We start from the raw sequence: 13294 nt of genomic DNA, 5'->3' as shown, positions 1-13294 counted from the left end.
GGGTGAGAAGGGGCAGGCTCGGGTGGTCAGCCCTTGGTTGCGCCTGCCGTCATCCCGGCGACGAGGTGACGCTGGGCGAAGACGAAGAAGATCGCCGCGGGGATGGCGATGAGGACCGAGGCGGCGCTCATGGCTCCCCAGTTGGAGGTGTACTGCGTGACGAAGGTCTGCAGTCCGCCGGCCAGGGTGAGGTTCTCCTCGCCGACCATGAAGGCGGAGGCGTACGCGACCTCGCCCCAGGCGGTGATGAAGGCGTAGAAGCCGGTGACGGCGAGGCCGGGCTTGGCGAGCGGCAGGATGAGGCGCCAGAAGGTGCCGAAGGGGTTGAGTCCGTCGACACGGCCCGATTCGTCGATCTCCACCGGGATGGTGTCGAAGAAGCCCTTCATCATCCAGGCGCAGAACGGCACGGCGATGGTGAGGTAGGTGATGATCAGGCCGAGCGGCTGGTTGAGCAGGCCGAGGTCGCCCATGAGGTTGTAGAGCGGGACGATGAGGATCGCCATCGGGAACATCTGCGTGATGAGCAGGGTCCACATGAGCGGCTTCATGCCGGGGAACTTGAAGCGGCTGACCGCGTATCCGGTGGTCGCGGCGATGAAGACGCCGAGGACGGTGGTGACGCCCGCGACCAGGACGGAGTTGGCGAACCAGCTGAGGAAGTGGCTCTGGTCCAGCAGGTACGTGTAGTTGCTGAGCGTCGGTTCCTTGACGAAGTCGGTGGTGACCGCGTGCTTGGCCGGCTTGAGCGAGGTCAGCACGATCCACAGCACCGGGAAGACGGCGATCACGGCGGCCACGACGAGGGTGCCGTGCAGGCCGACGGAGGCGAGCGGCGAGCGGCTCCCGCGGGGGCGGGCCGCGGTGGTGGTGCGGCCGGTGGCCTTGGCGCCGGTGGTCTTGGTGCCGGTGGCCGTGGTGGCCGCGGTCTCGGCGGTCTCGGCGGTCGTACGGGCGGTGGTCATGGTCACCACACCTCTCCCTGCTTGCGCAGCGAGCGCCGGTAGACCAGCGCGAAGATCATGAGCAGGGCGAGGATCAGGACGCCCCACGTGGCCGAGCCGGCGAAGTCACGCGGGCTCGACACGAACGCCTCGCGGAAGGCCTGGGTCACCAGGATCTCGGTGGAGTCGCCGGGTCCGCCCCGGGTGAGCAGGAAGATCACCGGGAACATGTTGAAGGTCCAGATGGTGGAGAGCAGGATCACCGTCATGCTCACCGTGCGCAGTCCGGGCAGGGTGATGTGCCTAAAGCGCTGCCAGGCGCTGGCGCCGTCCATCTCGGCGGCCTCGTAGAGCTCGCCGGGGATGGACTGCAGGCCGCCGAGCAGGGCGACCATCATGAAGGGGACGCCGAGCCAGACGTTGACGGCGACGACCGAGAACTTGGCCCAGGTCGGGTCGTCGAGCCACGGGACCGCGGCGATGCCGCCACCGTCGAGGATCTTGTTGAGGATGCCGTTGTCGCGGTTGAAGAGGAACCGCCAGGCGAAGACCGAGACGAAGCCGGGGACGGCCCAGGGCAGGATGAGCGCCATCCGGTAGGCGGCGCGGCCCCGGAAGTCCCGGTTGAGCATGTTGGCCAGGGCCAGACCAAGCGTGAAGGTGATGGACACGCACGCGACGGTCCACACCACCGTCCACACCAGCCGCTGCAGGAACACCGGGTCGCTGAGCACGGAGACGTAGTTGTCGAGTCCGACGAACTCGTACGTGGCCTCGATGTGCCGGGCGCCGATGGTGCGCGAGACGTTGCGCTCGGTGGCGTCGGTCAGCGACAGGTAGACGCCCCGGACCAGCGGCCAGCCGATGATCACGCCGAGGACGAGCACCACCGGGGCGACCATGGCCCAGGCGTACCAGTGCGTACCGACGGCGCGCCGGAGGCCGGACGCGCCCTTTCCACCGCGGGCACCGCCGCGGTTACCGCTGTCGCTGTCAGTCCTGCGGCTCCGGCCGCGGGCGGCGACGTCGTTCTCGACGTCGTCGCCCGCGGCCTTCGCCACCGACTGGCTGGTGTGAGCAGCCATGGTTTCGTTACTTCCAGCCCTTGAGGATCTTGCGGAACTCGACGCCGGCCGACTTGGCCGCGTCCTCCGGGCTCGACGCCCCGGTGATCGCCTTGGTGTATTCGACCTTCAGCGGCTCGAAGAGCGAGCCGTTCTCCGGGATCCAGGCGCGCTCGACGGCCTTGTCCACGGCCGGCTTGAAGAACTGGACCATCTCGTTGCCCTTGACGTCCGGCAGCTCGTAGGCGGCGGTACGGGTCGGGAGCAGGCTGAGGTCCTTGGTCGACTGCACCTGGACCTCCTGAGAGGTCATGTACTCGACGAAGGCGTGCGCCGCGGCGGTGTTCTTGGAGCCGGCGTAGACGGCGAGGTCGTGGCCGCCCTGCGGGGCACCGGCCTTGGCCGAGCCGGCCGGGACGGCGGCGATGCCGAGGTTGGCCTTGTCCTTGAACTGGTCACCGGCGTAGGTGTCGGCGACGGCCCACGGACCGTTGATCATCATGGCGGCCTCGCCGGTCTTGAACGCCGTCTGCATGTTGGCGTAGCCGTCGGTGGCGTTGGTGATCGCCGCACCGGAGGCAACCAGGTCACGGGCGGTCTTGAAGGCCTTGACGCCCGCCTCGTTGTCGACGGTGACCGTCTTGTTCTTCGCGTCGACCAGGTCGCCGCCCTCGCCGTAGATGAGGGGGAGGAACCAGTAGGAGTCGTCGCCGCGGAGGTAGAGGCCGGCCTTGCCGGTCTTGCCCTTGATGGCGGCGGCGGCGGTCTTCACCTCTTCCAGCGTCTTGGGGGGCTGGACGCCGGCGTCGGCGAGCATCTTCTTGTTGTAGAAGAGGCCGAGGCTGTCGATGACCTGCGGGACGGCGTAGGTCTTGCCCTCGAACTTGCCGCTGGCCGCGGCCTGCGGGAGGAACTCGGCGTCGACCTTCTTCGCCGTCTCGGCCGGGACCTCGTCGAGGTAGCCCAGGGAGGCGAAGTCCGCGACCCAGCCGACGTCGGCGCGGATGACGTCAGGCGCGTCGGAGCCGCTGCTGAAGGCGTTCTTGACCTTGTTCTGCGCGTCGCCGTACGGAACGTTGACGTACTTGACGCTCACCTTCGGGTGCTTCGCGGTGAACGCCTCGGCGATCTTCTGGAAGCTGGCCTTCTCGGCGTCGTTCGAGGTGTCCCAGTACGTGACCGTGCCGGAAAGCTCGCCGCCCGCCTTGGTGCCGTCGGCCGCGTCCTTGTCGTCCCCACCGCAAGCCGTTGCCGCGAGCGCCAGGGTCGCGACCAGCGCGGTGGCCGCTATGCCACGCCGCATATGAACTCCTTCGATGATCCCGGCCGCGCCCTCGCGGTCCCGAGTTGCCAGGAACGTAACAAGACTGAAAGAGGACCGAAAGACCTTGCGCAAACTTTCTGCAAGCGGAGGCGATCGTTACATCCGTGTGTCCGTACGGTTGCCGCAGCTTGCTGTTAGTTCGAGCCACCTTCGACTGTCGGGGCCCGCAACCAGGGGGCATGTACCCGCGTTGACCCCGATATGACCCACGATTCGACGGCCGTCCAGCTTGCAAGCTCTTCCAGCAACGCGACCGCGAGCGGTGGCTGGTGGCGCGATGCCGTCATCTATCAGGTGTACGTGCGCTCCTTCGCCGACAGCGACGGAGACGGCATCGGGGACCTCCGCGGGGTCCGCTCCCGCCTCCCCCACCTCGCCCGCCTCGGGGTCGACGCCGTGTGGCTCACCCCCTTCTACGTCTCCCCGCAGGCGGACGGCGGCTATGACGTCGCCGACTACCGGGCCGTCGACCCCCTCTTCGGGGACCTCTCGGACGCCGACGAGCTGGTCCGGGCCGCGCACGCGCTGGGGCTGCGGGTCATCGTGGACGTGGTGCCGAACCACACCTCCGAGCAGCACCCGTGGTTCCGCGCCGCCCTCGCCGGGGAGCCGGGGGCCCGCGAGCGCTACCACTTCCGCCCGGGCCGCGGCGCGGAGGGCGCGGAGCCCCCGAACGACTGGGAGTCGATCTTCGGCGGCCCGGCCTGGACCCGGGTCCCGGACGGCGACTGGTACCTGCACCTCTTCGCCCCCGAGCAGCCCGACCTCGACTGGGACCACCCCGAGGTCGCCGCCGAATTCGCCTCCGTCCTGCGCTTCTGGCTCGACCTCGGCATCGACGGCTTCCGCATCGACGTCGCCCACGGCATGGTCAAGGCCCCCGGCCTGCCGGACATCGGCCGCGGCGCCCAGGCCACCTTGATCGGTACCGAGCCGCTCCCCTTCTTCGACCAGGACGGGGTCCACGAGATCCACCGCTCCTGGCGCCGCCTCCTCGACTCCTACGGGGGCGGGCGCATCGGGGTCGCCGAGGCCTGGGCGCCCACCTCGGAGCGGCTCGCCCTGTACGTGCGCCCCGACGAACTGCACCAGGCCTTCAACTTCCGCTTCCTGAACTGCCCGTGGGACCCGGCCGCGATGCGCACCGTCATCGACGAGTCCCTGGCCGCCACGACCGCCGTCGGCGCCCCGACCACCTGGGTGCTGTCCAACCACGACGTCGTACGTCACGTGACGCGCTACGGCGGCGGGGCCCGCGGCCTGGCCCGGGCCCGGGCGGCCGCCCTGCTGATGCTGGCCCTGCCGGGTTCGGCGTACCTCTACCAGGGCGAGGAGCTCGGCCTCCCGGAGGTGGCGGACCTCCCGGACCGGGTCCGCCAGGACCCGGCCTTCCGCCGCGGGCGCCGTCAGCCGGGGGACGCGCACGGCCCGGCGGGGTCGGGGCCCCGGCCCGAGGGCCCGTCGGAACCGGAAGGACAGGACGGGCTGCGCGACGGGTGCCGGGTGCCGCTCCCCTGGTCCGGCGCGGAGCCCCCGTACGGCTTCGGGCCGGCCGGCAGCTGGCTCCCGCAGCCCGCCGGCTGGGGCGGCCTCAGCGTCGCCGCGCAGACCGGCGACCCGCACTCGACGCTGGAGCTCTACCGCGCCGCCCTGGAACTGCGCCGGGCGATGCCGGGGCTGGGGGCGCCGGAGGCGGGGACGGGGACGGGAGCGGGGACGGGGGTCGACGCGACGGCCGTGGCGGGTGCCGATGCCTCGGCGGAAGTCCCGTACGACCCGTACGACCCGTACGACCCGTACGTCCCGGGCGGCCCGGACGACCCCGACGGCCCGGACGCATGCGGGATGCGCTGGCAGTCCGCCCCCGAGGGCGTGCTCCTCTTCACCCGCCCCGGTTTCGCCTGCACCCTCAACACCCGCCCCGAACCGGTCGAGCTTCCCGCGCCCGGACGCCCCGTACTCTCCAGCGCCCCGGTGGAGACGGACGGCCGAACCGTCCGGCTTCCCCCGGATTCGTGCACCTGGTGGTCATGGTGAACGTCCGACCGGTACAGTCCAATCCCGTGACCGCACGGCTAGCCGACATCGCAGCCCAGGCGGGGGTCAGCGAAGCCACAGTCAGCCGCGTGCTCAACGGCAAGCCCGGTGTGGCCGCAGGCACCCGTGAATCCGTGCTGGCCGCCCTCGACGTACTCGGCTACGAGCGGCCCGTGAAGCTGCGCCAGCGCAGTGCGGGGCTCGTCGGTCTGATAACCCCCGAACTGGACAACCCGATCTTCCCCGCGCTCGCCCAGGTCATCGGCCAGGCCCTGACCCGGCAGGGGTACACGCCGGTGCTGGCCACGCAGACGCCCGGCGGGTCCACCGAGGACGAACTGACCGAGATGCTGGTGGACCGCGGGGTCTCCGGGATCATCTTCGTCTCCGGCCTGCACGCCGACACCACGGCCGACATGGGCCGCTACGACCAACTCCGCGGGCAGGGCGTTCCGTACGTCCTCATCAACGGGTTCTCCGAGAAGGTGCAGGCCCCCTTCGTCTCGCCCGACGACCGGGCCGCGATGGTCCTCGCCGTCACCCACCTGACCGCGCTCGGGCACACCCGCATCGGGCTCGCGGTCGGACCGAAGCGCTTCGTACCGGTCCTCCGCAAGATCGAGGGCTTCCGGCTCGGGATGAAGGAGCGGCTCGGACTCGGCGAGGCCGAGATCGAGGGGCTGATCCAGCACTCCCTCTACTCGTTGGAGGGCGGCCAGGCCGCCGCGGCCGCGCTGATCTCGCGCGGCTGCACGGCGGTGGTGTGCGCGAGCGACATGATGGCGCTCGGCGCGATCCGGGCGGCCCGGCAGCAGGGGCTGAAGGTGCCCCAGGACGTGTCGGTGGTCGGCTTCGACGACTCGCCGCTCATAGCGTTCACCGACCCGCCGCTGACGACGATCCGCCAGCCCGTGCAGGCGATGGGGCAGGCGGCGGTCCGGACCCTGCTGGAGGAGATCGGCGGTACGCCGGCCCCGCACAGCGAGTTCGTCTTCCTGCCCGAGCTGGTGGTGCGCGGCTCCACGGCCTCGGGTCCGGGCCAGCGCCGCCGGGACTAGGCCGCCCCTTTCGGATCTGGTGACCGGCTGCCCGCGCCGATGGTGCGAGCGGGGGGCGGGTCGGGGAGCGGGCCGGCCGGCCAGAGGGTGTCGGGGAAGGCTGCGGCGTCGGAGTCGGTGTCGGGCATCAGCGTGGTGAGCATCTGCTGAGCGGTCTTCGCATGGTCGGTGGCGCGGGGGAACATGGCGCTTTCGTAGGCGTCGAGGGCCTCGTCGATGGTGGGCCGGTCGATGACGGCTCGGGCGAGTTCGGCGCCGTCGAGCAGGGCGAGGTTGGCGCCGACGCCGACGGGCGGCATCAGGTGGGCGGCGTCGCCGAGCAGGGTGATGCCGGGGACACGCTGCCAGGAGTGGGCGACCGGAAGGACGAACACGGGCCGGTTGGTGAAACCGCCCTCGTTGTCGCGCAGGATGTCCAGCAGGCGCTCGTCCCAGCCCTGGTACTGGGCGAGCAGGCGCGCGCGTACGGATGCGGTGTCGGCGAGGTCGAGGCCGGCGTGCCAGTCCTGGGGGCCGCGGAAGGTGACGTAGGCGCGGACGTGTCCGTTGCTGTTGCGCTGGAGCACCAGGCTGCGGCGGCCCGCCTTGGCCGACATGGTGCCGCGACCGACCAGGTGGGCGATGCCGGGGTGACGGTGGTCGACGTCGTCGAAGTGGGCTTCCACCATCGTGACACCGGAGTAGGAGGGTTGGGCGTCGCTGAGCGCGCGGCGCACCCGCGACCAGGCGCCATCGGCGCCGATGACCAGGTCGAAGTCCTCGCCGGTGCGGGCGTGGTGGTGCAGGCGGGCGATGCCGCGGGGGAGCGGCGTGACTCCCCTCACCGAGTGGCCCCAGCGGACCGTGCCGGGGGCGAGGGAGTCCAACAGGAGCGCGCGCAGCTGGCCGCGGTCGATCTCGGGCCTGCTCAGATCGCCCTCGCCGGCCCGGTCGTGGCGCATCAGGGTCGCGTGGCGGTCGTACAGGCGCCACTCCTGGCCTTCGGGCCGGGACAGGGCGAGGAACTGGTCTAACAGTCCGGCTGTGCGCAGGGCTGCCTGGCCGGTGGCTTCATCGATGTCGAGAGTGCCGCCCTGCGCGCGGGAGCGGGGGTCGGGCTCGCTCTCGAAGACCGTGACCGGCACGCCGTGCTGCTGTAGGACGCGCGCGCAGACGAGGCCGCCGAGGCCGGCGCCTGCGATCGCGATGCGAGGGGTGGTGGACATGAGGGTCACGCTCCGTTCGATGGTTGAAGAGAGTGCTGGTCATGCGGCGACGCCCGGTCCCGGGCAGGACGGATCAGCCGTTCCGCTGCGGGTAACGCGCCCCCGGGAGCAGGCGGCTGAGTGCCGGTCAGGCGTACCTGAGCACAGAAGCACAGCCGATCTAAAAGTACAACCGCTCCGATTTTCTAGTGGATCGCCTTTGCGATCGAATCGACCCAAGGGGGCTACGATGGGGGGATGGCCGAGATGACAACAGGACGCCGGGAACGCAAGAAGGCCCGGACCAGGCAGGCCCTGGCGGATGCCGCGGTGCGGCTGTTCACCGAGCGCGGCTTCGACGACGTCGGCGTGCGCGAGGTGGCGGAGGCGGCCGACGTCTCGCTGAGCACGCTCTTCAAGCACTTCCCCAGTAAGGAAGCCCTCGTCTTCGACCTGGACGAGGACGTCGAGAGCGCTCTGGTCGCCGCCGTTCGCGACCGAGTCCCCGGTCAGCCCGTGCTGCACGCCCTGCGCGACCACATGGTGCACACCCGTACCGCCGTGCGGACCGACGACCCCACTTTCGTCCTCGTCGAATCCACCCCCGCGCTGCGGGACTACGCCCGGCGCATGTGGTCGCGTCACGAGAGGACACTGGCCGCTACCCTCGCCGAGGCCACCGGGCTCGACCCGGAAGACCCCGCCGTCACCGGCTTGGCCCGCTTCGCCCTGGAAGCCCCCGGCCTCGCCCGCGCGAGCGAAGACCCGGCCCGGACCATGCGCGACGTGTTCGCCCTGCTGGAAAACGGCTGGGCCACCACCGCCTTGGCACGACAGGAGGTCCGCCCCGATCGGGACGGGTGACCGCGACCAGCGGCGGAGCGGACGCTCGTGGTGGTGTCGAGCCGCGGGGCGGGGCGGTCGTGTTGCTGCGACGGCGCGGGGATCCCGGTCCTGATACTGGGCAGATGCCCATGCCCGGCCGGCTTCGCGACAGGATCCTGCCCGACCACAAGCGACGTTCCCTGGAGGACCTCCAGGAGGATCTCGACCTGTCGTCCGGGGACAGCCGGGCGAAGCGGTCGGCCTTCTGGACCATGCTCACGCTGTCCTCAGTGATCGCCGCGTGCGGGATCCTGACGGACTCCACCGCCACCGTCATCGGAGCGATGATCATCGCCCCGCTGTCGACGCCGATCATGGGAATCGCCCTCGGCGCCGTGCAGCGCCGCCGCTCCACCGCCCTCGCCTTCGTGGCGCTCGGCGGTCTGCTGGTGCTCCTGATCGGCGCGGCGGCCTCCCTGGTGGTGCCCCCCTCGTACGACTTGCTGTCGGACAGTCAGATCTCCGGCCGGACCTCCCCCGGGCTCCTCGACCTGATCGCTGCCCTCGCGACGGGCTTCGCGGGCGCCGTGGCGCTGTCCCGCAAGGACGTCGCCGCGGTCCTGCCGGGGGTGGCGATCGCGATCTCCCTGGTACCGCCGCTCGTGGTGACGGGCGTGTGCGCCGGCCAGACGTCGTGGTGGCTCGCGCTGGGTGCGCTGGTGCTCTTCGTGTCCAACCTCCTCGCCATGGTCTTCGCGGGCATGGTGGTCTTCGCCACCCTCGGGTACACCCGGCCCGCCGGCCACCCCGCCCGGGGAGGGGCCCCGCGCCGCGCCTACGTGATGCTCGGGCTGCTGTTCACGGCGGTGCTGTTGCCGCTGGGCGCCAACACGGTGACCACGGTGCTGTTGAACGCGTGGACCGCGCGGACCTGGACCGCCGCCGAGCGCTGGCTCGCCGCCAGCCCCGGCGCGGCGGTCACCGGAGTCGACGCCCAGTCCAGGACCTTCTACGTACACGTACGCAGCCCCGGGGCCCTCCCGCCGATCGAGGACCTCCTCGGCGACCTCGAAGGACAGGTCCCCGACGGCCTCCCGATCGTGGTCGACGCCACCCGCGGACAGCAGATCGTCGCCGGGAAGGTGGGGGGCTGACGCGACGACGTAGTACCCAGGTCTGAGCGGCTGCGTCGAAGACCGTACCGAGGGATGATCGGAGGCGGGAACGCATCTGGCAGACTCTCTCCCCATGGGTGAATCGAGCGTGAAGACACTGGAAACCCGGACGGACGTCTCATCACCCACCGTGGTGGAGACCGAGACCCGCCCGGAGCCCGAGCGCACCCTGCTGTCCCGGTTGCGTGCCCCGCGCCGGCCCCGGATCTGGTTCGAGGTGCTGCTCATCGCGATCAGCTACTGGACCTACTCACTGATCCGCAACGCGGTGCCCGAACAGAAGGCGGCGGCCCTCGCCAACGCCGACTGGATCTGGAGCGCCGAGCGGACCCTCGGCATCGCCGTCGAGCAGTCGGTCAACCACGCGATCAACTCCGTGACGTGGCTGATCGTGGGCATGAACTACTACTACGCCACGCTCCACTTCGTCGTGACGATCGGCGTGCTGGTCTGGATCTACCGTTTCCATCCGGGGCGGTACGCCGCCACGCGTCTGGTCCTCTTCGCCACCACCGGCGTCGCCCTGGTCGGTTACTACTGCTACCCGCTCGCGCCGCCCCGGCTGATGAACGGGCAGAACTTCATCGACACCGTGCTGGTCCACCACACCTGGGGCTCCATGGCCTCCGGCAACCTCAAGCAGATGTCGAACCAGTACGCCGCGATGCCCTCCATGCACATAGGGTGGTCGCTCTGGTGCGGCCTGACGATCTTCGCGGTCGCCTCGGCCCCCTGGGCCCGGATCCTGGGCCTGCTCTACCCGACGGCGACCCTCGTCGTCATCGTCGCCACCGCCAACCACTTCTGGCTCGACGCGGTGGGCGGCATGATCTGCCTGGCCTTCGGCTACACGGTCTCGCGGTCCTGGTACGGCTCCTTCGCCCACCGCCTGCCCCGCCACCCCGAGCACACGGGCCCGCACCCGGCCACGGAACTGCTGAACCGGGTCCGGGTCCGCACCCGCGCCTGAGGCTACTGCTGCCCGAGGGCCATCCACTTCCCGGGCGTGGTGAGGGTCTCGAAGCCCGCCCGCGCGTAGACGGCGTGCGCGTCGGCGGTGGCGAGCAGCACCCGGCGCAGCCCGTACGGCTCCAGGTGCGCGCACACCGCGTCGACGAGGGCCCCGCCGAGCCCCTTGCCGCGGGCGCCCGGATCGACGTAGACGTCGCAGAGCCAGGCGAAGGTGGCCCGGTCGGTGACGACACGGGCGTACGCGAGCTGGGCCCCGGAGGCCTGGTCGTAGAGGCCGAAGTTCACGGAGCCCGCGATGGCGTCCTCCTGCTTCTGCCGACTGCGCCCGAGTGCCCAGTACGCGTCTTCGGACAGCCACCGGTGGACGAGTCCGACGTCGAGTCGGGCGGCGTCGGTGGAGATCTCGTATCCGTCGGGAAGGTCATCGCTCATCCCGGCATCCAACCAGCGACCGTTCGTTCCGTGCCAGCGCATATCCCTGCGGGCGGGCCTAGGGGGCGTCCGGTCGATCGGGCCGGATCGGGGAGCGGTGCCAGAGACCCCGCGAGCCCGGCCCGATCGGCAAGACACCCCCCAGGGTCAGGACGACTGGTTCGTCAGGATCGCCGGGTCCGACAGGCCGGCCGCGCCGGTCTCGACCTTGCCGGCGAAGCGGCGACCGAAGTCCGCGGACCCGGACGCGGTGACCGTCACGTCGTACCAGCGTCGGGTGTTCTTCAGGGAGACGCTGTACGTGACGGTGGCGCCCTTGGCGACCGTCAGGCGCTTGGGACCGCCGCCGTATGCGTTGGTGACGGTGAGCGTCGCGGTCGACGCCCCCGCGTTGGTGAGGGTGAGGTCCAGGTTCCCCGTGGTGGCGTTGTGGCGGGCGGTGACCTCGGGGCCGGGGGTGGTGCCCGGGTTGCGGAAGCCGCGCAGGAAGCCGTTGGGGCCGTGGACGGTCAGGTCGGTGACGCCGGCGGAGTAGCGGGTGTTCCAGGTGTCCGAGATCGACTTGCCGGCTTCGGTGGTGTACGTCCAAGGGGCGTCGGTCCGGTTGCCCGAGGTGACGTAGAACTGCGCGCCCAGGTCCGGGCCGCCGCTGAAGGTCAGCTTGAACTTGCCCTCGCCGGTGAGCGCGGCGCCGTCCACGTACGGGGCGTACTTCAGCGGACGGGTGCGGCACTGGCCCTTCTCCTGGCGCGGCATGCTGCCCACGGCCGGCGGGGTGGCCCGGAAGTCGGGGTGGCGCTCGCGGTCCTGCGGCTGCCACGCACCGGTGTCGGGCAGCGACGCCGGCGCCGTGTCCTGGCGGGCGAAGTCGAAGGCCGAGGTCAGGTCACCGCAGACGGCGCGGCGCCAGGGCGAGATGTTGGGCTCGTGCACACCGAAGCGCTTCTCCATGAAGCGGATCACGGAGGTGTGGTCGAAGGTCTCGGAGCAGGAGTAGCCGCCGGTGCTCCACGGCGAGACGACGAGCATCGGGACGCGCGGGCCCAGCCCGTACGGTCCGGCGACGTAGCCGGCCTTGCCGGGGAAGACGTCGAGGGCGGTCGGCGTGGTCGACAGGCCCTGGTTCGCGTCGGCCGGGGCGTACGGCGGGACGACGTGGTCGAAGAAGCCGTCGTTCTCGTCGTAGGTGATGAACAGCGCGGTACGGGCCCACACGTCGGGGTTGGAGGTCAGCGCGTCCAGCACCTGCGCGATGTACCACGCGCCGTAGTTGGAGGGCCAGTTGGAGTGCTCGCTGAAGGCCTCGGGGGCCGCGATCCAGGAGACCTGGGGCAGGGTGCCGGCGGCGACGTCGGCGCGCAGCCGGTCGAAGTAGCCCTCGCCGGTGCGGGCGTCGGTGCCGGTGCGGGCCTTGTCGAAGAGCGGGTTGCCGGGCTGGGCACCCCGGTAGTTGTTGAAGTAGAGGAGCGAGTTGTCGCCGTAGTTGCCGCGGTAGGCGTCGTCGATCCAGCCCCAGGATCCGGCGGCGTCGAGGCCGTTGCCGATGTCCTGGTAGACCTTCCAGGAGATGCCGGCCGCCTCCAGGCGCTCGGGGTAGGTGGTCCAGCCGTAGCCGGCCTCGGCGTTGTTGAGGACCGGGCCGCCGCCCGTGCCGTCGTTGCCGGTGTGGCCCGACCAGAGGTAGTAGCGGTTGGGGTCGGTCGAACCGATGAAGGAGCAGTGGTAGGCGTCGCAGAGGGTGAACGTGTCGGCGAGGGCGTAGTGGAACGGAATGTCGTCGCGCGTCAGGTACGCCATGGTGGCCGGCGTCTTGGCGGGCACCCAGTTGTCGTACTTGCCCTTGTTGAAGGCGCTCTGGCCACCGGCCCAGTCGTGGTTGAGGCCCTGGAGGAACTCCATGCCGAGGTCGTCGGACGGCGGGCGGAAGGGCAGCGTCTCCTTGCCCGCGTTGTCGGTCTGGTGCCAGACGGACTTGCCGCTGGGCAGGGTCACCGGGCGCGGGTCGCCGAAGCCGCGGACACCGCGCAGCGCGCCGTAGTAGTGGTCGAAGGAACGATTCTCCTGCATCAGGACCACGATGTGCTCGACATCGGCGATGGTGCCGGTCGTCCCCTGCGCGGGGATGGCGGCGGCGCGCGCGATGCTCTCGTTGAGCAGGCTCAGGGCGGCGGCGCCGCCGGTGAGCTGGAGGAAACGGCGGCGGTTGAGTTCTGCCATGGCGAGAGACCTCTGCTTTGTCGAGGGTGGTTGAGCGCTCCCAAGAACAGCGCCCCTGGAGG

Annotated in this window: 11 protein-coding genes; 5 read left to right on the top strand and 6 right to left on the bottom strand. The window is 70.7% G+C overall.

The window, feature by feature from the left end; translation table 11 throughout:
- Window positions 1-26: 26 nt before the first annotated feature.
- From OG594_RS10050 to OG594_RS10040, 3 genes are read right to left on the bottom strand one after another with little or no spacing between them, the layout of a single operon-like run.
- The gene (locus tag OG594_RS10050) at window positions 27-971 is read right to left on the bottom strand and encodes a sugar ABC transporter permease (RefSeq protein ID WP_266597339.1); all 945 of its coding nucleotides are present in this window, start codon (window positions 969-971) and stop codon (window positions 27-29) included.
- A complete protein-coding gene (locus OG594_RS10045; protein WP_266597337.1) occupies window positions 968-2029 on the bottom strand; it encodes a carbohydrate ABC transporter permease in 1062 nt (353 codons plus the stop codon). Before OG594_RS10045 ends, OG594_RS10050 begins: the two co-directional genes overlap by 4 nt.
- A 7-nt stretch (window positions 2030-2036) precedes the next feature.
- Entirely contained in the window at window positions 2037-3311 is a 1275-nt protein-coding gene (locus OG594_RS10040) for an extracellular solute-binding protein (protein ID WP_266597335.1), read from the bottom strand.
- Window positions 3312-3533: 222 nt separating this feature from the next.
- Between OG594_RS10040 and OG594_RS10035 the strand changes: the two genes are divergently transcribed.
- On the top strand, window positions 3534-5369 hold the full coding sequence (locus OG594_RS10035; RefSeq protein WP_266597333.1) for an alpha-amylase family glycosyl hydrolase: 1836 nt from the start codon (window positions 3534-3536) through the stop codon (window positions 5367-5369).
- A 26-nt stretch (window positions 5370-5395) separates the two neighbouring features.
- Entirely contained in the window at window positions 5396-6427 is a 1032-nt protein-coding gene (locus OG594_RS10030) for a LacI family DNA-binding transcriptional regulator (RefSeq protein ID WP_266597331.1), read from the top strand.
- Here the strand turns inward: OG594_RS10030 and OG594_RS10025 are convergent.
- Window positions 6424-7632 (bottom strand): NAD(P)/FAD-dependent oxidoreductase, encoded by a 1209-nt coding sequence (locus tag OG594_RS10025; RefSeq protein WP_266597329.1) that lies wholly within the window; start codon window positions 7630-7632, stop codon window positions 6424-6426. The genes OG594_RS10030 and OG594_RS10025 overlap by 4 nt on opposite strands.
- Before the next feature lie 237 nt (window positions 7633-7869).
- On the opposite strand from OG594_RS10025, the gene OG594_RS10020 reads away from it, so the two are divergent.
- The 3 genes from OG594_RS10020 to OG594_RS10010 all read left to right on the top strand — a co-directional run bounded on the left by OG594_RS10020 (window position 7870) and on the right by OG594_RS10010 (window position 10581).
- On the top strand, window positions 7870-8475 hold the full coding sequence (locus OG594_RS10020; RefSeq protein WP_266597327.1) for a TetR/AcrR family transcriptional regulator: 606 nt from the start codon (window positions 7870-7872) through the stop codon (window positions 8473-8475).
- A 104-nt stretch (window positions 8476-8579) separates the two neighbouring features.
- The gene (locus tag OG594_RS10015) at window positions 8580-9590 is read left to right on the top strand and encodes a DUF389 domain-containing protein (protein WP_266597325.1); all 1011 of its coding nucleotides are present in this window, start codon (window positions 8580-8582) and stop codon (window positions 9588-9590) included.
- 94 nt (window positions 9591-9684) lie between these two features.
- On the top strand, window positions 9685-10581 hold the full coding sequence (locus OG594_RS10010; protein ID WP_266597323.1) for a phosphatase PAP2 family protein: 897 nt from the start codon (window positions 9685-9687) through the stop codon (window positions 10579-10581).
- Window positions 10582-10583: 2 nt separating this feature from the next.
- On the opposite strand, the gene OG594_RS10005 is transcribed toward OG594_RS10010, so the two are convergent.
- Entirely contained in the window at window positions 10584-11015 is a 432-nt protein-coding gene (locus OG594_RS10005; RefSeq protein ID WP_266597321.1) for a GNAT family N-acetyltransferase, read from the bottom strand.
- Window positions 11016-11162: 147 nt separating this feature from the next.
- Window positions 11163-13232 (bottom strand): phosphocholine-specific phospholipase C, encoded by a 2070-nt coding sequence (locus OG594_RS10000; protein WP_266597319.1) that lies wholly within the window; start codon window positions 13230-13232, stop codon window positions 11163-11165.
- Window positions 13233-13294: the final 62 nt, after the last annotated feature.

Source organism: Streptomyces sp. NBC_01214, assembly GCF_026340975.1.
Taxonomy (GTDB): Bacteria; Actinomycetota; Actinomycetes; order Streptomycetales; family Streptomycetaceae; genus Streptomyces.
The sequence above is the reverse complement of the archived record's forward strand: the minus strand, read 5'-3'. Positions and strand labels throughout refer to the sequence as shown.

What these genes read in the sequence shown, in the direction of transcription:
- OG594_RS10045 (WP_266597337.1), bottom strand. Translation starts at nt 2,029, where the DNA reads ATGGCTGCTCACACCAGCCAGTCGGTGGCGAAGGCCGCGGGCGACGAC.
- OG594_RS10040 (WP_266597335.1), bottom strand. Translation starts at nt 3,311, where the DNA reads ATGCGGCGTGGCATAGCGGCCACCGCGCTGGTCGCGACCCTGGCGCTC.
- OG594_RS10035 (WP_266597333.1), top strand. Translation starts at nt 3,534, where the DNA reads ATGACCCACGATTCGACGGCCGTCCAGCTTGCAAGCTCTTCCAGCAAC.
- OG594_RS10025 (WP_266597329.1), bottom strand. Translation starts at nt 7,632, where the DNA reads ATGTCCACCACCCCTCGCATCGCGATCGCAGGCGCCGGCCTCGGCGGC.
- OG594_RS10020 (WP_266597327.1), top strand. Translation starts at nt 7,870, where the DNA reads ATGGCCGAGATGACAACAGGACGCCGGGAACGCAAGAAGGCCCGGACC.
- OG594_RS10015 (WP_266597325.1), top strand. Translation starts at nt 8,580, where the DNA reads ATGCCCATGCCCGGCCGGCTTCGCGACAGGATCCTGCCCGACCACAAG.
- OG594_RS10010 (WP_266597323.1), top strand. Translation starts at nt 9,685, where the DNA reads ATGGGTGAATCGAGCGTGAAGACACTGGAAACCCGGACGGACGTCTCA.
- OG594_RS10005 (WP_266597321.1), bottom strand. Translation starts at nt 11,015, where the DNA reads ATGAGCGATGACCTTCCCGACGGATACGAGATCTCCACCGACGCCGCC.
- OG594_RS10000 (WP_266597319.1), bottom strand. Translation starts at nt 13,232, where the DNA reads ATGGCAGAACTCAACCGCCGCCGTTTCCTCCAGCTCACCGGCGGCGCC.